The sequence below is a fragment of the Planktothricoides raciborskii GIHE-MW2 genome (assembly GCF_040564635.1).
GTDB classification, from domain to species: Bacteria; Cyanobacteriota; Cyanobacteriia; order Cyanobacteriales; family Laspinemataceae; genus Planktothricoides; species Planktothricoides raciborskii.
The window spans coordinates 2,523,626-2,543,962 of sequence record NZ_CP159837.1 but is presented as its reverse complement, the minus strand read 5'-3'; the positions used below and the strand labels follow the sequence as shown (position 1 = coordinate 2,543,962).

Here is a 20,337-nt window from a genome sequence, read left to right as displayed (position 1 = left end):
CGCTAAGTCGATGTTTATGCTGGGCATTAACGAGATTCCCATGTCGGATGAAATGTCGGGTGAAATGTCGGGTGGAATGTCGGATGAAACCCTTGCCGTGACTGAGGATGTCGGGTGTGTCGGGTCAAGCGACACTTCTTTGCAATTAAAGCAAATGCGCTCTGTTCGTCAAAAAAATAATCACTACCTATCCGTAGATAGCCTCTAGCAACTTACTTACAATCAAGTTAATATCTGTTGTTTCTGCCTTTAAACTCTCAGATATCTTGACAGCTTGCTCTTTAGTCAATTGTGGCAATTTGTTCTGCTGATAAACCCGTTGCCACTCCTCTTTTAGCATTGCAGCCGTTCGTTGACTCGCTAAGTTTTTAGCGTAAACACTCTCAGCAGTTGACAAGGTGTGACCTTGACTTTGGGCAAGCTTCCAGGGATTGACTCCTAGGCAACGGCCCCGATGGGTGTAGGCGTGACGCAACTTATGGGATGAGAACTTGGTAACGTTCAAAGATTCCCACGCGATCGTTGATTTTTCGCCACAACCTAGCCCACGAATTATCGCGCCCGCACCATTTGATTGATAATCTTTCCTTACTTTCAACGGTTCTTTGATATCTGGCAATATCAACTCATCCTTAAGATGAAAACGTTCTAACCAGTTATCGCCGATAGGTGACAGTGGCATAGCCAATCGTTTACCGGTCTTAGTATCGTCACTGATAACCAGGACTGGGAACTCATTGTCGGGGTCAAAGAACGCGGGGATTATGCGATCGCTCTCAATTTGAACCCGGCCTAGGCCGTACTCACTATCAGTAGAATCGTCAGAATCATCAGAATCGACTTGAACCCACTCTTTAGACGAAATGTTAACCGGGTTATGCCAATTTAGAACGTGCCAAAATTCATGAGCGCGAATACCATAGGTAGCCATGATACCGAACACGAATTGATGGGCTTTAGTACCGTGTAACTGCTTACCACCTTTTTTATGACCGTCTTTTTTATAAAGACTAAAACCATTTTCCCAGACATAGATGATTTCGTCATCCGTTGGGACGTAAGTCTCGCGTTCTTCTTTATCCTTACCAGTGAACTTACGGCAGTTTAAAGCGTTACCAAGCTCGCGTTCTAAATCGTGATATTGCAGCAATGCTTTGACTGCTGTAATTGCTTTTGTCGCTTGACTGTTATCGTCTAAAGAGTTAACAAAATCTATCAACACTTTAGAAGTCAGTACAGCGTCACTAGGTAAGCTTTCAAGATAACGACCCCGATAATTATTCCACTTACTTTCTGAACTTTTAGCATCCTTATTATCAGCGATAAAAGCTAATTTGTAAGCTTCTATTAAGTCACCAATAACCTTTGGTGCTATCCCTTTTTTTACCTTTCCCAACACATCATAATCAAGATAGTCCCAAAATGCAATAGGGTTATCAGAAAAGCGATTGTTTTTCAAGACGTGGGTTAGTAAGTTACTAGCGTTTTTAGCCTTAGTTACTTGCAATGGAATGTGAGCGCTACCCATGCCTACGTTATATTGTTCAGGTTTCTGAATTCCATCACGGTTTACCGGGTAGGTAAATATCAAAGTCAAGGTTGCGTTGCTGATCGAGCGATCGTTAACCTTGAGCGTACAGACACCCCGACCACCGTATCTTGCCTTTATATCAGAGTTGTGATTTTTAATCTCAGCTTTGACATCTTCCAAAGACTTAGCCGGGTTGCCGCCATTTTTGACTTTAGTCATATAGTTGCTAATTGTTTATTAGATTTTAAAGGTGCATTTTCGGTGCTTACAGTGTACTTTTTAGCACCTACAAAGTTAGATGCTAAAGGCTTGACTCTAGACAAATTAATAGTATCACAGAATTTTAAGTTAATTAGTCTGGTTTGCCACAAACCGGGCTACATAGACGAATCTATTACCCTCAGCGTTAATAGTGTTTTATATCCAGAACCGAGGTTAATAAAATTCTGGCTAAATTCTCAAGGATTAAAAGTTTCTGTGGCGGAGCAACTCACCGATAAATTAAGTAAGTTAAGTAATTTTTTGCCGTCATCTGTAACCCCAGAAAAAATTATAGCAGATCAATTGAGTGACGCTGAACAATTAGAAAGTTTGATGAAAAAGCTGAACCTAGATCATTACCGAGTTAAAGGTTTTTTGCTCTGGGAAGCTTTTGATGTCACCGTTGAGCAACAGATGCAGCAAGTTATCCAAAGGCTCACAGGTCGAGAATCTATTCTCAGACCAGAAGGATTTCGCCAACTCGATCGGGAAATGCGATCGCTATTTCTGGCGGATAAAACTCTGTTTCTCAGTGCCGAACAAGACCCGGCTCGTTTATTTAGTGAAACCGAATTTCAAGAACTCAGTGTGATTAGTTATTCCCTAGAATTTTTGCAGGGATCTCATTTCCAAAAAGCCGCAGACTCCAATCAAATTTGTCAGATCCCGGATCTGCGTTTAGATGCTCCCACCGAATGCGATCGCCAACTACTCGAAAGCGGTGTTCGCTCTCTATTACTTATTCCCCTGGTCATTGGCATCAGCCATAATTATGAAAACTATGATGAAAACCATCAGCAGCCGATGGGATTAGTGGTATTAACCAGTAGTCAGCCGAATCACTTTAATCAGGGGGATTTGCACAATGCCAAACAACTGATTTCGCCTTTTACCGCTGCATTGCGTCAAGCTTTACAACAAAGAACAACTTCTTTTAATAATATTCATCCCTCCGTAGAAGCGCGATTTTTACAAGAAGCGGAAAGAAGAAGTTGGGGTTTACCTCCCGAACCGATTGTGTTTAAGAATGTCTATCCGCTTTACGGGATTTCCGATATTCGAGGCTCGTCTCAAGAACGAAATCGGGCAATTCAAAAAGATTTGCTGGCGCAATATGGCCTTGGGATTAAAATTGTCGATGCAGTTTGTGAATACCAAAACAGCGATTTAGTCCAACAAATGCGCCTTGATTTACTTGAGCAAATTGAGCATTTAAAAGAAGGGATTACGGTTGATTCAGAAGTAACCGCTACTGAATATTTACAAAATAATCTAGAAATTTATTTTGATTATTTTGCCGAATGTGGTATTCCTGCCGCTGAAGCAGTGCAAGCCTATACAGAAGCTTGTGCTAACGAACATCAATGTGTTTATCAAGCCAGAGCGCGGTATGACGAAGCGGTGAATCAGATTAATCAGTGTTTACGGGAAACTTGGGAATCTTGGCAAGAAAAGATGCAAAAAATTATTCCCCATTACTGTGATATTGAATGCACTGATGGCATCGATCACATGATTTATGTGGGGAAATCGATTCACGGGGACTTTTGTTTATTCCATTTGCGGAGTTTACGTTATGAACAGTTGAAAGCAGTTTGTGATTGTGCGCGGACGGCTTTCAAAATTCAGCAAGATTATGATACCCAGTTGAAACTGACCCATTTAGTTTTGGTACAAGACACATCCATTGATATTTTTCACGACGAAAAGACGGAACGGTTGTTTGATGTGGGAGGAACGCGAGACACTCGCTATGAGATTGTCAAAAAACGCATTGACAAAGGGGTCGATCAGCGATCGCAAGAACGAATCACTCAACCGGGAATGTTAACCTTGGTTTACTCCACGAACAAAGAATGGGAAGAATACCAAAAATATCTTTGTTATTTATCCAGAGAGGGTTGGGTCGAACCGAAAATTCAATCCGGTAATGTTGAACCTCTCCAAGGAGTGACTGGTCTCAAATTTGCTCGTGTCCGCGTCCTGCCCTAAGTAACACTTCTGAACAATTGCTTGATTGGTTTACCGCGTTTTTCAGATTAATAAACCACGGTAGGGCGAAGCATTCCGGTACTAAGATTAATATTTTCAGCATTGTAGGGGCGAATGGCCATTCGCCCCTACTGCCGGAATGCTTCGCCCCTACAAGTGTTTGTGGTTCGTGAAGAATGGAAAGCGCTGTAGGTCAAGCAATTGTTATTCAGATTTCCAGCCCTCTGCTTCTAATTGACGACAAGCGGCTAAACCCAAGCTGGGATTTTGCCGATATTCCTCCTGGGGAACCCAAACAGTCACGCTTTGATCCAAGGCGATCGCATAAAGATATTCCACATCAGGGTCATAGACATTGGTGCCGATTCGCAAATTTGAGTAATCATCCTCACAGATTTCAAAGCCAAGTCGGACGATAATCTGAGCGGCCAAACACTCAGGAGTATTGTGATATTCCCCAGCCGCTTCTCTTTCTTGCCAAAATTTTGCTAGAAATGGCTGAAGCAAGCGTCTAACTTTTTCCGGGGCGCCATTGCGACTAGCATAGATGATCGCCGAATTTCCTTCGATAATGATGTGACAGGGTATTGCCATGTTAGTGGATCCTAGTACCTCGCTGGGAGAAACAGTGCGATCAGCACCTCTTATGCTGATAAGAGTGAACTGCCAACCTCACATATCCATCTATCACTCATACCATTTCTTGTTTCAAGACAGACATCAACCTCCCAGTTCCTACATCGACGATTGGTGACTTGCGATCTGAAAATCCACAAATTACCAACCCAGGAACCCCCGAAATTATCAATTTTTTTACGAATTTCTGATTTTTAAGTCTCGTTAATCGGAGGATAAACCGTGAACGCCGCTGAACAAGTGAAAAACTTTGAACTCGCCAGCAAAATTGCCGCTGTGGTCAATCTGTTTAAGTCAGAGTTTCCTGATGTCAGATCCGACCTCAAACCCTGGATGAACGATCCCGAAACCAAAGAACTGGTCGATCCAGATTCTATTGATATTGGTTTCCATTTTCCAGGGCGCAGTCACTCTTTCCAAAGTCGCAGTATTTTAGTGCAAATTCGGTTTTATGAAGATCCCTTAGAAAAACATCGACGGGCGATCGGGGTTGAAGCTGCTGGTTACGATCATCAAGGGCAACAATGGCGATTTTCCACTATTGAAAATTGGCGATTTGTTGGGACAACTGCACCTACCCCCGAAGTAGCCCAAAAGCTAAAAAATTTTTGCCATAAAATTTTTGAAGTGTTTAACGGCTAATCTAATGGCTAAACTTTCGTGATAGTCATCAGAAATAGACGGCAGAGGACAGAAGGCAAAAAGATGGGGAGGATGATGGGGTAAATATAAATAGGCGATAAATAGGATAGGCGTGTAGGGGCGAAGGTTATGGGGATAAATCTCTGAGAAAAAGCAACAGATTATTGAACGATAATCATCGCCACTACAAAATTTTTAATTCAAGTAAATGCCCGAATTCGTTTCAGAGCAATCTGATAATTTTAGATGAATTGACACCGCTGAACAAGCCTGACTATGTTGTTTGCACAACTGAGCATATTGATTGTACAATTTCTTATAAGTACACCGTTGCTTGTCTGACAAATTATTTTGATTGAGTTTTTGGGCATATTTTTGCAACAATCTTTCATATCGACCCGCCAGGTCTTGCTGCTTTGACAACAAATGCTTAGTACATTCAATGTTTTCTTGATAAGCCGAAAATACCGCAGCATATTGTTTAGCTAAACTATCTGACTGCCCTAATGTGGTGGGATTTCCTGGCTCAAGATTATCTAATCGCTCAAATAAGCGCTGATACTGATTCGTTAATCTAGCTAAAGTTTGTTGTTCATCGGGTAATAAAGACTCTCTGATCGCGGTGGTGGAAGATTCATCAGCCATGAGCGCCGAACTTAATAATGCAAAGAACCCTGATTGTTTGTGCATAAAATTTTTCTATATTTCCAGTGAGTAACCAAAAAATTAATCGATTGAAATTTCCCTGGATCAAAGCTTTTCTTGACTTTAGCTAGATATTGGCAATCTTGACATCAGCCATTTGGCTGATCTTTCTATCTTGCATCAGGCATATTGCCCAGATGCGCGATTCCCTCGCCTGAGCTTCGCGAACGCGGGGGAGCTTCCTGTGTGGGGGGTAAACAAAAAACAAGTAAAGAACAGGCAACAAGCAACATAATTGTTAATTATTTTCCCCAACCAACAACCAAAGAATCCCTACCCAACAACAAATAACAAATAACAAATAAAAAATAAAAAATTTATTTCCGCCACGGCCATTTAGTTCCCATCTCCGTCATGGCAGAAAAAATCAGATAGAGAATCAAAACGGCGATGCTAATCAGAAAAATGCCTAAGTCTTCGTTCATAATGTGGGTGGTAAATTTTTCATGTTTTTGGCAAATTTTACAGGTTAGCGGTCAGTGGTCTTCGTGGTCAGCGATCGCGATCTCATCTCACCACCTCAACCGCGATCGCTTGATCAACAAAATCGGCGCTGCCGCTAACTGGGAAGGCGCAGTCGGTAATTTGGGGAGTTAAACCGCTAAGATTCAGCTTGGATTCTGTGCAAAATATGATTTATTTAAACCGCACAGAAATCGCGGGAGGAATCCCTAATTCTATATCCACAATCATATCTTTAAACAAAGAAATCGAAGCCTGATCCAAGCGATCGTTACATTTTTTGGCTAATAAAACCGCATTGAGAATAGCCACTAATAACTGATTGGATTTATTTTGTTCTTTGACTCGTTCGACTGCTGCCACTTCAATAGCGCTTAGGGAAGCAATTAAGGACGTTTTAATTTTGGGGAATAACCCAGCTTCAATACTCAAACCCTCGACTTTCAGCCCTAATTCTTTTAGATAGGGTAATACTTTTTGGTATTGCTCCAATACATCATCAATTTTGTCTAAAGCAACTTCACCAATTTTCGTGGCTTTACTTTGGATGAGTTTTCCTTGATCCTTCAGAGGATCGAGAGCATCGGGTTTTTTTTGATTTAGCAGATAAAATCCCCCGCCTACGAGCAAACCTAGGACAGCTAAACCCCCGACGATCGTGGGATTATTCAACATTGACCCTAAATCAGTCTGCAAAATGTAGGCAGATCCAAAAAAATAATCGACTGGCATGATTTTTTCCTCACTACGGTAAGTCTAATATTCACGTTGATTCATTAGATTTAGTTAATTTTATCCCATCTTGATCGCATCTCACCACCTCAACCGCGATCGCTTCCTCGGTAAAAATGGCGCTTTCCCCAAAAAGTAAAGCGCCATCAAACCTGAATCTGATTAGTTATACCGTAACCCTTCTATAAAGCAGATTTAAACCACTTGCCATGTTTCATAAGGTTTGGCAGGAGCACCCAAATACCAAACCAGGGCAACCTGATAGGTGCCGGTATCATAGAGGGCGATCGCAAAACCATTGCTCTTATTTTTAATCGTGCCATCGGCGCCAATTGTCCATTGCTGGGTGGGGCTACCATTGATCGGATTAAGCACTAATTCTTTTGCCCATTCAAAGTTGGGAATATCCTTCATATCCAGAGCATAATTACCCAACTTGCTCTTAATCACGCCATTGGCTTGAATCTCCCATTTTTGGCCGTCCCCACCATTACTGGCATATACCAAAATATTGGTTTGGGGATTGGTTTGACCACCGGCAACATCCAACACCGCACCATTAGCGAGACTTTTAATCTGTACCCCCGTTGGCGGAATCGGTCCATTCGTGAACAAATTGGATATTTCCTGGTCTGATAAGGCCACATCGTAAACGCACAGATCATCATATTGGGCATTCGGCGCGAACTTGCTTTCGCCCATATATGACTGACCGAGTTTGAATGAGTTGCCATTAGCGATATTAGCAACACCACCCGATGTTCCTTGACCAGACAATTTGCCGTCAATATATAGTTTCAGGGATGTGCCTTGGCGAACTGCCGCCACATGATGCCAATTGCCATCGTTTAACCCGGTGGTGCTGGCTTCGACCCCGATATAATTTGCGCCATTGCCATCTTGATCGACTTCCGCAGATACCCGACCGGCAGGTGCAGATTCATGTTTGCCGGTCATCCGCAGGCAGAAGAAATTCCCGTGGGAGCCCGCTGTGCGATTTCCGACTAAATCAAAATACCGATGCTGTTCAGTAGTTTTCAACCACAGCGCCACCGTAAAGTTGCTGGTGCCAAACTGACCGACACCACCACCAAAGCTGACAAATGAATTGTTGGAACCATTGATCTGAACCACTCCGCCGCCGCTGACACGACCGTTAGGAACACGGATGGCGTTAGTTAAGGTGCCGTTGGCGTTGCCTGTAGTGTCTTTGGCAACACCGTCAGTCTCGTCGAATCCCCAGTAATGCTTAGGTTGGGTCATTTTTTTGCCTCTTCTGACAGAGATTGATTATATGTCATCCAAAAGCTTATCACCCATGAAACATCTCTTTTCAACATAAAAAATTGTCACCACCGATCGCGATCACGAAAGCCGCTTGGGATATTGCCCCACTCATCTGGTCAAGAATTGTTACAAAATAAAGAGATATGTAAAACTGGGTAAATTGAGGTATGGGCAATCCCCCCGTCCCCTGATTGCCTAGGTGCTTAAGTCCCAAATCAGTCCAAAGGCGATCGCCTGTCCATTGACGGTGACAATCTCTCCCCTTATCTCACAAAAATGCAATGCATTTTATTCACTTAAGTGACTGATAATTCAAGAACCCTGCTAAACCAACCTACTGAATCGCTAAAATGCCAACAACTTTACAACCCCCTGTGGATCAAACCCTCAACTCTTCTAGCAGCGATCGCGCCGAATTAGTCGCTGAAGCCTTTGATAGCTTTGCCAAACGGCACATTGGCCCCAATGCAGCGGCCATTAAATCCATGCTAGATTTCCTGGGATTTGCCAGTTTGGATGAACTGATCGATCGCGCCGTCCCCCAGGTCATCCGGCTACAAAAATCTCTTAAGTTACCCGAAGCTGGCAGCGAATCCAGCGCATTAGCTCACTTAAAAGAAATATCCAGTAAAAATCAGGTATTCCGCTCATTTATTGGCATGGGCTACCATGACTGCATCACCCCGCCAGTGATTCAACGGAATATCCTGGAAAACCCAGGCTGGTACACCGCTTACACTCCCTATCAAGCGGAAATTGCCCAGGGGCGCCTCGAAGCCTTGCTCAATTTCCAGACCACGATCATCGACCTCACCGGCTTGGAAATTGCCAATGCTTCCCTCCTGGATGAAGGCACGGCGGCAGCAGAAGCCATGACCATGAGTTATGGTCTATGTAAAAAGAAAGCCGCCCACACCTTTTTAGTCTCCCAGGACTGCCATCCCCAAACCATTGAAGTGGTGCAAACTCGTGCCATTCCCCTGGGAATTAATGTGGTAGTGGGTCATCACGATACATTTACCTTTGATGACTCGGTGTTTGGGGTGTTATTACAATATCCAGCCACCGATGGCGCCATTTATGATTATCGGGACATTGTAGCCAAAGCCCATGATGCCAAAGCTTTGGTGACTGTGGCTGCGGATTTATTAAGCTTGTGCCTACTTACGCCTCCTGGGGAATTTGGCGCGGATATTGCAGTGGGCAATACCCAACGCTTTGGGGTGCCGATGGGGTATGGTGGCCCCCATGCCGCCTATTTTGCCACGCGGGACGCCTATAAACGGCAAATTCCCGGTCGCATTGTGGGGGTTTCTAAAGATGCTCAAGGTAAGCCTGCTTTACGGTTGGCCCTGCAAACCCGCGAACAACATATCCGCCGGGATAAAGCTACCAGTAATATTTGTACCGCCCAAGTTTTGCTGGCGGTGATGGCTTCTATGTATGCGGTGTATCATGGCCCCGCAGGACTGAAGCGGATTGCCCAAAATGTCCATACGATGACGGTTTTGTTGGCGGAAGGTTTGCAGCGGTTGGGATATGAGATCGCCTCGGAACCGTTCTTTGATACTTTGCGGGTAAACTGTCCAGAAGGCAACTTATCCAAAATTAAAGAAGCGGCAAGATTTCGACAAATTAACCTGCGGTTCTTTGATGAAACTTCCGTGGGCATTAGTTTAGATGAATGCACTACCGCCGCCGACTTGCTCAACTTATGGCAAATTTTTGCCGAAAGTGAAGAATTACCTTTCACCCTGGAAGAACTGCAAGGGTCAGTGAAGGTGCAATTTGCTGCCCCCTTTGCCCGTCAAAGCCAATATTTAACCGATCCGGTGTTTAACCGCTATCACTCGGAAACCGAGATGTTGCGTTATATTCATCGCCTGGAAACCAAAGATTTGTCCCTCAACAGTTCGATGATTCCTTTAGGGTCTTGCACCATGAAACTGAACGCTACAGCGGAAATGGTGCCGGTGACTTGGCCAGAATTTGGCAAGTTACACCCCTTTGCGCCGCGATCGCAAACCCAAGGCTATCAAATCATGTTCCAACAACTGGAAGAATGGTTAGCGGAAATCACCGGCTTTGATGGCATTTCCTTGCAGCCGAATGCCGGTTCTCAAGGGGAATATGCCGGTTTACAGGTGATTCGCCAGTATCACCAACAACGGGGAGAAAGCGATCGCACTGTTTGCTTAATTCCCACCTCCGCCCATGGCACCAACCCAGCCAGCGCAGTGATGTGCGGCATGACCGTCGTCCCCGTGGCTTGCGACAAAGATGGCAACATAGATATTGACGACTTAACAGCCAAAGCCGAAAAATACAGCCAAACCCTTTCGGCCCTCATGGTGACATATCCCTCCACCCACGGAGTCTTTGAAGAACAGATTAAAGACATCTGCGAAATTATCCATAGCCACGGCGGTCAAGTATATATGGACGGGGCCAACATGAACGCCCAAGTGGGTCTATGCCGTCCCGGAGACATTGGCGCCGATGTTTGCCACCTCAACTTACACAAAACCTTCTGTATTCCTCACGGTGGCGGCGGCCCAGGGATGGGACCGATTGGGGTCATGTCTCATTTAGTGCCATTTTTGCCCGGTCATTCCGTAGTGGACTTAGGCGGCAAAGAAAGCATTGGGGCAATTTCCGCCGCCCCCTGGGGCAGTGCCAGCATTCTGCCAATTTCTTGGATGTATATCGCCATGATGGGCGCTGATGGCTTAACCGAAGCCACCAAAGTAGCCATCCTCAATGCCAACTATATCGCCCGTCGTTTAGAGGCGCATTATCCCGTTTTATATAAAGGCAAAAATGGCTTAGTCGCCCACGAATGTATCTTAGATTTGCGCGGGGTGAAGAAAACTGCGGATATTGAAGTAGATGATATCGCTAAACGGCTGATGGATTATGGGTTTCATGCCCCCACCGTCTCTTGGCCTGTTGGCGGAACCATGATGGTGGAACCGACCGAAAGTGAATCTAAGGAAGAATTAGATCGCTTTTGTGATGCCATGATTGCCATTCGTGGAGAAATTGCCGCCATTGAAGCCGGGGAAATGGATGCTGCCGATAACTCCCTGAAAAATGCCCCCCATACGGCGGAATCATTGATGGTCAGTGAATGGAATCATCCCTATAGCCGGGAAGCCGCTGCTTATCCCGCCCCTTGGACTAAAGACCATAAGTTCTGGCCGTCCGTGGGTCGGATTGATAATGCTTTTGGCGATCGCAACTTTGTCTGTTCTTGCGTACCAATGGACGCCTATTCTGAATAGATAGAAACCCAGTTTATTATCGAGAAAAACCCGGTTTCTTCAAGAAACCGGGTTTTTTATTGTTATTTTTATTCTTCTTGTTCCTCTGAGTAAATATTGCTATTCCTACTCAATGTTAGCGAATGGTTTGGCTCTATTGAACTAACAACCAAAGATCGGAGCAAAAAAAGTGATCGATTGTTTTAATATGTTCTTTGAGTATTGGTTCTGTTTGCATATTAGGTCTAATATCACAGTAGTAAACCCCATCTAAAGGGTTTAAGTTAACGGTGTAACCTTTGAAATGCCCAGATAAAAAAGTAGAATTTATCCCATATTCATTTTCTTCAGAAGTTTTTTTTCTTTGAACATCATTCAGAAAAATAGCAATATGAGGTAGAGATGTACCTGTTAGTTTAGAATAAAGTAATTTATCTACAAATATCTTACCAATCCGATCTTTGCTAGAGGTTTTTACTGAACCAATCGCTCTTAATTCCTGGGGATTTTCCAGAGCGTTAATCAGTAGATCGTGCTGGTATTGCATATTAAATACTGTTTGACCATCAATTTTAACAGGAACTTGGATGGTTCCCGTGCGACAATGAACCCCAACTCTTTTTATTAAGAGTTGAATTAATCTCTCAAATAAATCACCATTAATTTTCCTGGCTCTATTAGACTGGCCTACCGGAAGTGCATCAAGTGCCGCTCCAATACATTGTTGAAATGTGTAAATTGAACGAATGATAACTTTGCGTCTGTAAAAGTCATTTTTTGGGATATCCCTGATATTTTTTATGATTTCCAAAAACTCATTAATTTCTGATTCTTCATTAGCACTATACATTAAGGAAGAGTTCAACGGACGAGTAATTCTAAAATCAGCCTGACGATCATACTGATAAAATTCGTAGTGATTTTCGTTTTGAGAAACAATCACAGCCTGTAACCCTTCTTTAACAAACTCTAAGTAATCTTTTGTAAAGTCTATGTAATCTTCAATTTTACAAAAGTTTTCTTTGTCAATAACCCACTCTACTATGTCCATTATATTCATCGAATTTTCTCCCGACGTTCAGCTACTTTGCGATCGAACTGAATCCAATCTTCTACAGTCATTCTTTTGACATGATTTAGTCTATCGATCGCCAATTCATTGTATTTTTCATCAAGCTCGCAACCGAGCCATTTGCGATTTAATTGCTCTGCAACTACTAAAGTTGTTCCAGAACCCGAAAAAGGATCTAGCACAGTATCACCCTTATGAGAAGAAGCCAGGACAAATTTTCTGACCAGTTCCTCGGGTTTTTGCGTCGGATGAGGGGTTGATTCACCCATTCCATTACAGGTTGTAGGAACCTCAATGACATCTTTGGGCTTTGCCCCTTTTGGATGAGGAGTCCATAAATTTTTCCGCTTTGTTCCTTGCCCATATTGACTGGTTTTAGCTTGTGGATGCACTGGATACTTCAGAGTATGTTCTCCATAGGGAATCCGAATCTCATCTATGTTTAGTTGCACTTTTTTAGTTTTTCTCAGGTGGAGTAAACTTTCATGCGATCGCCCCCAGTCGTTACCCAGATTAGCTTTATTTTTATAATGCCAGACTAACCAACGACAAGATTTAAAAAAATTCATCGCTGGATGTTTTATGTCTGCCAAAATTTCCGAAAAACCACAGACATACATAGTTCCATGAGGTTTTAAAATTCGGGCGGCTTGTGAAATCCATTGCATTGACCAATCAATATACTTTTCTTGACTGGCAAAATTATCCCATTCTGCCTTTTTGATATTATACGGAGGATCGGCAAAAATTAAGTCTACAGATTCAGAATCAAGGGAACTCAACCAGTCAATTGAGTCGCCTTGATAAAGTTGTCCATTAGGATGACTAAAGTGAAGCTGAAATCCTCTAACTTTTGGAGTAATTTCTAGTTTATTCCCTGCAACTATACAGTCGATTAAAGACAATTGTTGGCACATCAATCTTTCAACTATTGTTAATATTGTTTTAGTATTGCTAATTTATGCTTAAGACCTAAGAGTCTATTTTAGGTTGACGACTAAGTGATTACTAAGTATTGAATAATCATACTCCCAAGTGGGCGATCTAGTCAACTCGCTTCCTGACGGAGAAAAAAGCGTTCTTCAAGGGAAGCCCCGAAGCGCTACTCCAATCGCTTTGAGTATTGAGAGGGTTAACTACAGAAGCCGAAAACTTACCCAATCTTACCCAAACTTACTCAAATCGTCAGAAATTTCCAGAGCATCGAGCAATATTTTTAGAAACTGAATGCTCAATCTGGTCATTAGTTGTGGTAAGATTGGATCTGGTTAAGCGCGTCGGAATTATGACTCCATGTTATTAGGGTTTAAAACACAACTTAAAATCAATCAAACCCAACAGCAACAACTTGCTCGCCATGCAGGAGTAGCTCGCCATGCCTACAATTGGGGTCATGGTTTGTGTTTAGGGATTTTATCTCATAATACTCATTGTAGCCCCGAAGAAAAAATCAAATTTCCTACAGCCATTGACTTACATAAATGGTTAAATAAGCTGGTAAAACCAGAGAATCCTTGGTACTATGAAGTTTCCAAATGTGCTCCTCAGTACGCTTTAAGGAATCTCGCCCAAGGGTGGCAAGATTGCTTTAAAAAAAAGAAAGCCCGACCTAGGTTTAAGAAAAAAGGTAGACAAGACAGCTTTACCTTGGATGGGAGAATTAAAATTTTATCATCAAATAAACTGAAAGTACCAGTTATCGGCTGTCTAAAAACTTATGAAAGGCTGCCGGTCGTTCCCGACCCCAAAAATGTCACGATTAGTCGAGAGGCTGACCGATGGTTTATTTCGTTTAAAATCGATGTTCCCGTTAGTCCCACAGAGAAAACAAAAGATGTAGTAGGGATAGATTTGGGGATAAAAGTGCTTGCTACCCTATCCACTGGAGAAATCGTAAAAGGAACAAAATCATATAGAAAACACGAGAAAAAACTGACACGACTTCAAAGAAAATTTAGTCGAAAAGTATTCAAATCAGCCAATGGGCATGTAGGGGCGAACGGCCGTTCGCCCCTACAGTCCAAAAACTTCATAGAAAAATCGCTAATATCAGAAAAGATACTTTACATAAGTTGACATCACACTTATGCAAGAACCACGCAATCAATGTGATAGAAGATTTAAATGTATCAGGGATGTTAGCGAATCATAAACTGGCGAAATCAATTGCCGATATGGGGTTTTATGACTTTCGGCGACAGATGGAATATAAAAGTGAACTGTATGGGTCACAACTCATCATTGTTGACAGGTTTTATCCTTCGAGTAAAACCTGTTCAAACTGTGGTGCAATTAAAGACTCATTACCGTTATCAGAAAGAGTATTTTACTGCGAGCATTGTCATCTCAAAATAGATCGAGATTTAAATGCCGCAAGAAATCTTGAAAAAATAGGTCGAGCTACGGCCAAATCTACGCCTGTGGACAATTTGGAGCCGACTCCGTTGGTAGAAGCAGGAAGTAAAACCAACTCAAGCTTAGTAAAAATCAAGCTTTCAGACTTGATGGGTAAGTTTGGGTAAGTTTTATCTAGCGGGCGATCTCCATAAAGCCCATTGTCAAGCATTCTTATGTGGTGCGCTATCTCTCGATCTATCTTTGTCTCTATCTTCCTCTTATGACCTTACCTTCCGTTTATACCTGAGATGTCACCTTTTTCATCCACTTTCGGAAACAACAGGAGCAACAATTGCCGATCTTTGGATAGGATACAGGGGACAGGTAGGTTTTATGATATAGTTTATATCGGCGTTCTCAGCCTGCCAAATCTAAACACCGTACCAATTCTCAACAGTTAATCATGTCTCTGTTCGCCAGTGTTTCTCAGTCTAATTTGCCACCCATTTGTCCGCTGGTGGCATCAAGGCTACTGTAGGGGCGATTCGCGATCGCCCCAGAAGACGCGAATCTTCCCTAAAACTGGTGGGATTAAATCAAGCCAGGGCGACATTCTACGAGCGATTAATTGTACGATAAATTAGCTGTCTACAAAAGAAATATGCAAAGATTCTGAGTCTGAGAACAGACAGTCATTCAGCGAATCTCCATCCCCTAATTATGACAAATAATCCAAAATAATGAAAACTATTTTGATTTGCACCGATGGATCGCCCTTTGCCGAAACCAGCTATCGGTATGGGGCTTATGTAGCTAACCGGCTAAAAGCACAAGGGGCAGCAGTTGATGTATTATGCGTCACCGATATTAACAGTCAACAAGTAGTCTCTAAGGGAAACTTTTGCCGCAGTATTGGCATTGATGCTTCAGAAAATTTACTAAATTGTTTGGTTGAGTTGGAACATGAAAAAGCAAAATTCACCCACCACCAAGCGAAATTGATTTTACAAACCGCTTTGCGGACTCTGAAAGCCGAAGGAATTAACCGAATTAACCCGATATATAAAACAGGTTTCTTATTAGATTGCTTAGATGAATTTGAGCAAGACTTTGATTTAATTGTCCTAGGGAAACGCGGTGAAAATGCTAGTTTTGCATCGGGTAATTTAGGGGCTAATCTAGAAAAAATTGTTCGCAATAGCCGCAAACCTTGCCTGGTTACTCCCCTAAAATATCAGCCAATTGAACGATTACTTTTAGCCTACGATGGCAGTAAAAATGGCCAAAAAATGCTGGAATTTATCAAGGCATCTCCCTTGTTTCAAGGATTAGAATTGCATCTGGTGACAGTGGCGAAAAGTTTGCTCGATCGCCCAATAATGAAGCACCGACTAAATCAAGCAGCAAAATTATTACAAGAGGCGGAATTTGCCCCCGTTGCTCACTTGCTAGAGGGGGAACCAGAAAAGGCGATCGCCAACTATATTAGGGAAAAAAATATCAGTCTATTAATCATGGGCGCTTACGGCCATAATCGGATTCGCCATTTAGTCATTGGCAGCACTACCGACCAAATTTTGAAAACTAGCAATATTCCGGTATTCTTATTCCGTTAGTTTCATGGTAATTTATGACCCTGTTCATTTCGGTTGGGTTGAGTGGTGATCGCCCAACCGACAAAAACTGAATCGCGATCGCTTTTATGACTAAAAAGTTTTGCTATTAATATTGTAATGCTGGCATTTTAGGCAGATAATTGATTTCAAACAATTTGCCAGAAATCTGATTGATGCCGAATATATATCAAAAAAATATCGGAAAATATAAATATCAGTAAATTGCTAAAAACCCGGTTTCTGGAATCAGTATGGAAGGTCGAGAGAAAACCATGTTCCAAATTGGTCAAGTTTCCCAACGTTTGGGGCTTAATCCGCAAACGGTCTATTTTTATGAACGAATTGGCTTGATTCCCTCCCCGCAACGCACAGAAGCGGGTTATCGCCTTTTTAGTCCGCAGGATGTGGAACGCCTGGGTTTTATTGTTCGCGCCAAGTCTTTCGGTCTAACTCTGGATGAAATTAAGGAAATTCTGACTTTAAAAGATGGGCGATCGCTCACCTGTCAGGCAATGTATGAACGACTTCACCAAAAAGTTCAGGACATTGAAGCAAAAATTCTCTCTCTCCAACGGTTGCGAGATGAACTCCTGCCTCTAGTCGATCGCTGTCAGGCTAATCTCGATCCAATCAATCAAACCAAAGAATGTATCGTCTTTGAACAACCCGAAGAAGATTCTTAGAACATTGCCCCCGCACATCCTCCAGATAGTTGGTCTATCGTAAGTTTGCCTAAATCTTAATAAAAATTTTCCAAATTTTCGCCAAAACCCCTTGACCTTATACCTAGGTATAAGGATTAAGCTGGGATTAAATTCACCGTTAAAGTCTTAGGGGCTTTCGCATTCGGGCAATAATTTCTCTGGTTAACCCCCAAATTTAATACCCGAATGCGAAAGCCCGTAGAAAGGAGTTTTTCCATGAGTGCCATTAAAGTAGAAGTCTTAGGAACGGGTTGCAAGAAGTGCCAGCAATTAGAAGCTAACGCGAAAGAGGCGATCGCTGCCCTAAATTTAGAAGCAGAAGTGGTTCACATTAAAGACCCGATGCAAATTGTGGAACGCGGAGTAATGAAAACCCCCGCTTTAGTAGTCAATGACACCCTGGTAAGTCAGGGTCAAGTTGCCACCCCAGAACAAATTAAAAAGTATCTCACCGTTTAATTCTTGATGGTTAGAAACCGGGTTTCTATGGAGGTGCCGGTGGATCGGCAGACATTTATCATATTAGAAACCTCATATTAGAAACCTGGTTTCTATGGAGAGGCTGGTGGGTCGGCAGACATTTCTCAGAGAAACCCGGTTTCTGAGGTTAATTAATATTAGGAAATATTAGGAAAAATATCATGCAAGTTGCACCATTTTGGCGAGAACAATGGAAACCTCTTGCCCTAATTGTGGGCATATTTTTACTTTCTTATTTGATGCCGGTGGAAGCGTTGCAAAAGTCCCAACGCCTGCAAAATGCCTTTTGGGAAGCCCTATATCTACTGCGCTGGTATGCCCAAGAGCACGTTTTATTATGTCTCATTCCTTCTTTTTTTATTGCCGGGGCGATCGCGATTTTTATCAGCCAAGATGGGGTGATGAAATATCTGGGCGATAAAGCCAATCCGTTTCTCGCTTATGGGGTTGCCTCGGTATCCGGGACAATTTTAGCGGTCTGTTCCTGCACCGTATTGCCCTTATTTGCGGGAATTTACCGCATGGGGGCGGGTTTGGGGCCGGCGATCGCCTTTCTTTATTCCGGTCCAGCAATTAACGTCCTCGCCATCATCCTCACCGCCCGGATATTAGGTCTGCAATTAGGAATCGCCAGGGGTATTGGGGCGATCGCCTTTAGCGTCGTCATTGGTTTCGCCATGCATTTGATTTTCCGTGACGAAGAACCGCCGAAAATCAAGGCCAAAACCCTGTTATCCGACTCAGAAACCAGCCGTCCCCTCTGGCAAACTGCCGTATTTTTTGCCGTTATGGTGGGTATCTTGGTTTTTGCTAACTGGGCAAAACCGGAAACAAATCTCGGAATTTGGGCAACCATTTATGGGCTGAAATGGTGGATTACCGGACTATTAGGCATTGCTTTAGCGGCAATTGCTTGCCAGTGGTTGCATCTCAACTCTGGCAAAGTTATCCTCATTACCATCGTCACCGCGATACTTTCTTGGCAATTCCAAAATCAACCCCTCATACCCTTTTCTGTTGCGATCGTTGGTCTATCGTGGCTAACCAGTATCAACCAAGCAGAAGCGGGAGAATGGTTTAACACTTCTTGGGACTATGCCAAACAAATCTTACCCCTATTATTATTTGGCGTATTAATTGCCGGGGCTTTGCTTGGTCGTCCCGGTCACGAAGGCTTAATCCCATCAGAATGGGTGGTACAAGCAGTGGGCGGTAATTCAATATTTGCCAACTTTTTTGCCGCGATCGCTGGTGCTTTTATGTACTTCGCCACCTTAACCGAAGTGCCCATTGTCCAAGGATTAATTGGCAGTGGCATGGGTCAAGGCCCTGCTTTAGCTTTACTATTAGCTGGCCCCGCTTTATCCCTGCCCAGTATGTTAGTAATTAGAAGTATTATGGGCACGAAAAAAACCATTGTTTTTGTGGCCTTAGTTGTGATCATGGCCACCATCAGCGGCTTAATTTATGGGTCAATATTTGCCTAGAATTATCAATTTTATCTCTTTAATTGGCAACGATGGGTTTGGCAGGGGACAAACCCGATTGGTAGGAGCGAAACATTTCGGCATTCGATGGTTAAAAGCAGAAATTTCATGGCGGAATGCTTCGCCCTGACATAGTAAAAAACACAAATTTCCTCCGGTCAAGATCGCGCTCTATAATACAGGGGATGCTAACCAAAACTTTCCGGGACAATCTCAGAACTCATGTGCAAACCCCCCGCCAATTCTCCCAAGTTGCCAACACTAAACCACATCAGGCTGAGGCTCGAAAACGATCTCCTCATAGAATTGCTCGATCGCCACACTCAAATCAATACTTTTCAACTCCACGCGATCGCCTTCTCGATAGCTAAGAATCACCCATTCACCCGCATCATTTTTATGATAGATATCCACCGCCATCTCATCAGAACTCACCAACACATAATCAACCAGATTAGGATTTTGCCGATATTTTTCAAATTTCTTGCCGCGATCGTAAGCCTCGGTACTATCGGATAAAACCTCAACAATCAAACAGGGATAAGTAATATATTGGGCGCTAGAATTATCTCGCGGATCGCAAGTAACGCTTAAATCAGGATAGGTATAGTTGCGAGTATTGAGGATATTTACGCGACAGTCAGAATTGTATGTTTTACAACCACTGCCCCGCAGATGGGGCTTGATTATCGCTAAAAAGTTTCCCGCGATATCGCTGTGATTTCTAGTCCCACCACCCATCGCATAAACCCGACCATCGATCAGTTCGTGTTTTTCTAGCTGCGTCTCTTCCCAACTAAAATACTCTTCAGGTGTAAAGTACCGCTCCTCATCTCGTGCTGCTATAATAGCCATAAACTCCTTAATCCAAAAGTAATAATATAAATCTACAACTCATAACCCAAAACTCGTAAATTATCCCGAATCGCCGCCTCTAATCGAGCAGACTCCTTAAACTGTTCCCCCAACTTTGCCGTCAGTTCTTCCTGCGATCGCTTACTACAGAGAAACCATTATATTTGATGTGGGCTAATCCCTTCAATCGGAGAGAGAATAGAGGAGAGATGCATAGAGAATTTTCCTCTATCCTAACAACCTCTATCCTAAGAACCTCTATCCCGAATACCATT

18 protein-coding genes are annotated in these 20,337 nt (G+C 43.0%); 10 read left to right on the top strand and 8 right to left on the bottom strand.

The window, feature by feature from the left end:
• Nucleotides 1-187 precede the first annotated feature (187 nt).
• Entirely contained in the window at nt 188-1,750 is a 1,563-nt protein-coding gene (locus tag ABWT76_RS10690) for a hypothetical protein (protein WP_354636059.1), read from the bottom strand.
• A 42-nt stretch (nt 1,751-1,792) separates the two neighbouring features.
• Here ABWT76_RS10690 and ABWT76_RS10685 point away from each other — a divergent pair, with 42 nt between their 5' ends.
• Entirely contained in the window at nt 1,793-3,784 is a 1,992-nt protein-coding gene (locus tag ABWT76_RS10685; RefSeq protein ID WP_354636058.1) for a GAF domain-containing protein, read from the top strand.
• 204 nt (nt 3,785-3,988) lie between these two features.
• Here the strand turns inward: ABWT76_RS10685 and ABWT76_RS10680 are convergent, their stop codons facing one another.
• The gene (locus tag ABWT76_RS10680; RefSeq protein WP_054469385.1) at nt 3,989-4,378 is read right to left on the bottom strand and encodes a hypothetical protein; all 390 of its coding nucleotides are present in this window, start codon (nt 4,376-4,378) and stop codon (nt 3,989-3,991) included.
• A gap of 264 nt (nt 4,379-4,642) precedes the next feature.
• Here ABWT76_RS10680 and ABWT76_RS10675 point away from each other — a divergent pair, with 264 nt between their 5' ends.
• The gene (locus ABWT76_RS10675; RefSeq protein ID WP_054469384.1) at nt 4,643-5,062 is read left to right on the top strand and encodes a hypothetical protein; all 420 of its coding nucleotides are present in this window, start codon (nt 4,643-4,645) and stop codon (nt 5,060-5,062) included.
• Nucleotides 5,063-5,257: 195 nt separating this feature from the next.
• Here ABWT76_RS10675 and ABWT76_RS10670 read toward each other — a convergent pair whose 3' ends face one another.
• A complete protein-coding gene (locus ABWT76_RS10670) occupies nt 5,258-5,752 on the bottom strand; it encodes a hypothetical protein (RefSeq protein ID WP_054469383.1) in 495 nt (164 codons plus the stop codon).
• A 447-nt stretch (nt 5,753-6,199) separates the two neighbouring features.
• On the opposite strand from ABWT76_RS10670, the gene ABWT76_RS10665 reads away from it, so the two are divergent.
• The gene (locus ABWT76_RS10665) at nt 6,200-6,364 is read left to right on the top strand and encodes a hypothetical protein (RefSeq protein ID WP_156332003.1); all 165 of its coding nucleotides are present in this window, start codon (nt 6,200-6,202) and stop codon (nt 6,362-6,364) included.
• A gap of 39 nt (nt 6,365-6,403) precedes the next feature.
• Here the strand turns inward: ABWT76_RS10665 and ABWT76_RS10660 are convergent, their stop codons facing one another.
• Nucleotides 6,404-6,961 carry a hypothetical protein gene (locus tag ABWT76_RS10660; protein ID WP_190880442.1) on the bottom strand — a complete coding sequence of 186 codons (558 nt, stop codon included), beginning with the start codon at nt 6,959-6,961 and terminating at the stop codon, nt 6,404-6,406.
• Between the two features lie 195 nt (nt 6,962-7,156).
• Complete coding sequence (locus ABWT76_RS10655) at nt 7,157-8,224, bottom strand: LamG-like jellyroll fold domain-containing protein (RefSeq protein ID WP_190880444.1); 1,068 nt, start codon at nt 8,222-8,224, stop codon at nt 7,157-7,159.
• Between the two features lie 374 nt (nt 8,225-8,598).
• On the opposite strand from ABWT76_RS10655, the gene gcvP reads away from it, so the two are divergent.
• A complete protein-coding gene (gene gcvP, locus ABWT76_RS10650) occupies nt 8,599-11,532 on the top strand; it encodes an aminomethyl-transferring glycine dehydrogenase (RefSeq protein ID WP_354636057.1) in 2,934 nt (977 codons plus the stop codon).
• A 133-nt stretch (nt 11,533-11,665) separates the two neighbouring features.
• Here gcvP and ABWT76_RS10645 read toward each other — a convergent pair whose 3' ends face one another.
• Both ABWT76_RS10645 and ABWT76_RS10640 read right to left on the bottom strand, forming a co-directional pair.
• The gene (locus ABWT76_RS10645; protein ID WP_354636056.1) at nt 11,666-12,571 is read right to left on the bottom strand and encodes a hypothetical protein; all 906 of its coding nucleotides are present in this window, start codon (nt 12,569-12,571) and stop codon (nt 11,666-11,668) included.
• A complete protein-coding gene (locus tag ABWT76_RS10640) occupies nt 12,568-13,500 on the bottom strand; it encodes a site-specific DNA-methyltransferase (RefSeq protein ID WP_082349031.1) in 933 nt (310 codons plus the stop codon). Before ABWT76_RS10640 ends, ABWT76_RS10645 begins: the two co-directional genes overlap by 4 nt.
• 376 nt (nt 13,501-13,876) lie before the next feature.
• Here ABWT76_RS10640 and ABWT76_RS10635 point away from each other — a divergent pair, with 376 nt between their 5' ends.
• The 6 genes from ABWT76_RS10635 (at nt 13,877) to ABWT76_RS10610 (ending at nt 19,207) form a co-directional block, all read left to right on the top strand.
• The gene (locus ABWT76_RS10635; protein WP_354636055.1) at nt 13,877-14,659 is read left to right on the top strand and encodes a transposase; all 783 of its coding nucleotides are present in this window, start codon (nt 13,877-13,879) and stop codon (nt 14,657-14,659) included.
• Nucleotides 14,656-15,105: a transposase gene (locus ABWT76_RS10630; protein ID WP_255353258.1), complete on the top strand. Its 450-nt coding sequence runs from the start codon at nt 14,656-14,658 to the stop codon at nt 15,103-15,105. Before ABWT76_RS10635 ends, ABWT76_RS10630 begins: the two co-directional genes overlap by 4 nt.
• A 555-nt stretch (nt 15,106-15,660) precedes the next feature.
• Nucleotides 15,661-16,536, top strand: coding sequence for a universal stress protein (locus ABWT76_RS10625; RefSeq protein WP_190880470.1), 876 nt, complete (start codon nt 15,661-15,663; stop codon nt 16,534-16,536).
• A gap of 272 nt (nt 16,537-16,808) precedes the next feature.
• Nucleotides 16,809-17,219 carry a heavy metal-responsive transcriptional regulator gene (locus ABWT76_RS10620; protein WP_190880472.1) on the top strand — a complete coding sequence of 137 codons (411 nt, stop codon included), beginning with the start codon at nt 16,809-16,811 and terminating at the stop codon, nt 17,217-17,219.
• 237 nt (nt 17,220-17,456) lie between these two features.
• On the top strand, nt 17,457-17,699 hold the full coding sequence (locus ABWT76_RS10615; protein ID WP_054469376.1) for a thioredoxin family protein: 243 nt from the start codon (nt 17,457-17,459) through the stop codon (nt 17,697-17,699).
• Between the two features lie 182 nt (nt 17,700-17,881).
• Nucleotides 17,882-19,207: a permease gene (locus ABWT76_RS10610; protein ID WP_054469375.1), complete on the top strand. Its 1,326-nt coding sequence runs from the start codon at nt 17,882-17,884 to the stop codon at nt 19,205-19,207.
• A gap of 261 nt (nt 19,208-19,468) precedes the next feature.
• On the opposite strand, the gene ABWT76_RS10605 is transcribed toward ABWT76_RS10610, so the two are convergent.
• Nucleotides 19,469-20,056 (bottom strand): Uma2 family endonuclease, encoded by a 588-nt coding sequence (locus tag ABWT76_RS10605; RefSeq protein ID WP_054469398.1) that lies wholly within the window; start codon nt 20,054-20,056, stop codon nt 19,469-19,471.
• Nucleotides 20,057-20,337: the final 281 nt, after the last annotated feature.

What these genes read in the sequence shown, in the direction of transcription:
- ABWT76_RS10655 (WP_190880444.1), bottom strand. Translation starts at nt 8,224, where the DNA reads ATGACCCAACCTAAGCATTACTGGGGATTCGACGAGACTGACGGTGTT.
- ABWT76_RS10635 (WP_354636055.1), top strand. Translation starts at nt 13,877, where the DNA reads ATGTTATTAGGGTTTAAAACACAACTTAAAATCAATCAAACCCAACAG.
- ABWT76_RS10680 (WP_054469385.1), bottom strand. Translation starts at nt 4,378, where the DNA reads ATGGCAATACCCTGTCACATCATTATCGAAGGAAATTCGGCGATCATC.
- ABWT76_RS10620 (WP_190880472.1), top strand. Translation starts at nt 16,809, where the DNA reads ATGTTCCAAATTGGTCAAGTTTCCCAACGTTTGGGGCTTAATCCGCAA.
- ABWT76_RS10660 (WP_190880442.1), bottom strand. Translation starts at nt 6,961, where the DNA reads ATGCCAGTCGATTATTTTTTTGGATCTGCCTACATTTTGCAGACTGAT.
- ABWT76_RS10615 (WP_054469376.1), top strand. Translation starts at nt 17,457, where the DNA reads ATGAGTGCCATTAAAGTAGAAGTCTTAGGAACGGGTTGCAAGAAGTGC.
- ABWT76_RS10610 (WP_054469375.1), top strand. Translation starts at nt 17,882, where the DNA reads ATGCAAGTTGCACCATTTTGGCGAGAACAATGGAAACCTCTTGCCCTA.
- ABWT76_RS10670 (WP_054469383.1), bottom strand. Translation starts at nt 5,752, where the DNA reads ATGCACAAACAATCAGGGTTCTTTGCATTATTAAGTTCGGCGCTCATG.
- gcvP (WP_354636057.1), top strand. Translation starts at nt 8,599, where the DNA reads ATGCCAACAACTTTACAACCCCCTGTGGATCAAACCCTCAACTCTTCT.
- ABWT76_RS10645 (WP_354636056.1), bottom strand. Translation starts at nt 12,571, where the DNA reads ATGAATATAATGGACATAGTAGAGTGGGTTATTGACAAAGAAAACTTT.
- ABWT76_RS10690 (WP_354636059.1), bottom strand. Translation starts at nt 1,750, where the DNA reads ATGACTAAAGTCAAAAATGGCGGCAACCCGGCTAAGTCTTTGGAAGAT.
- ABWT76_RS10640 (WP_082349031.1), bottom strand. Translation starts at nt 13,500, where the DNA reads ATGTGCCAACAATTGTCTTTAATCGACTGTATAGTTGCAGGGAATAAA.
- ABWT76_RS10625 (WP_190880470.1), top strand. Translation starts at nt 15,661, where the DNA reads ATGAAAACTATTTTGATTTGCACCGATGGATCGCCCTTTGCCGAAACC.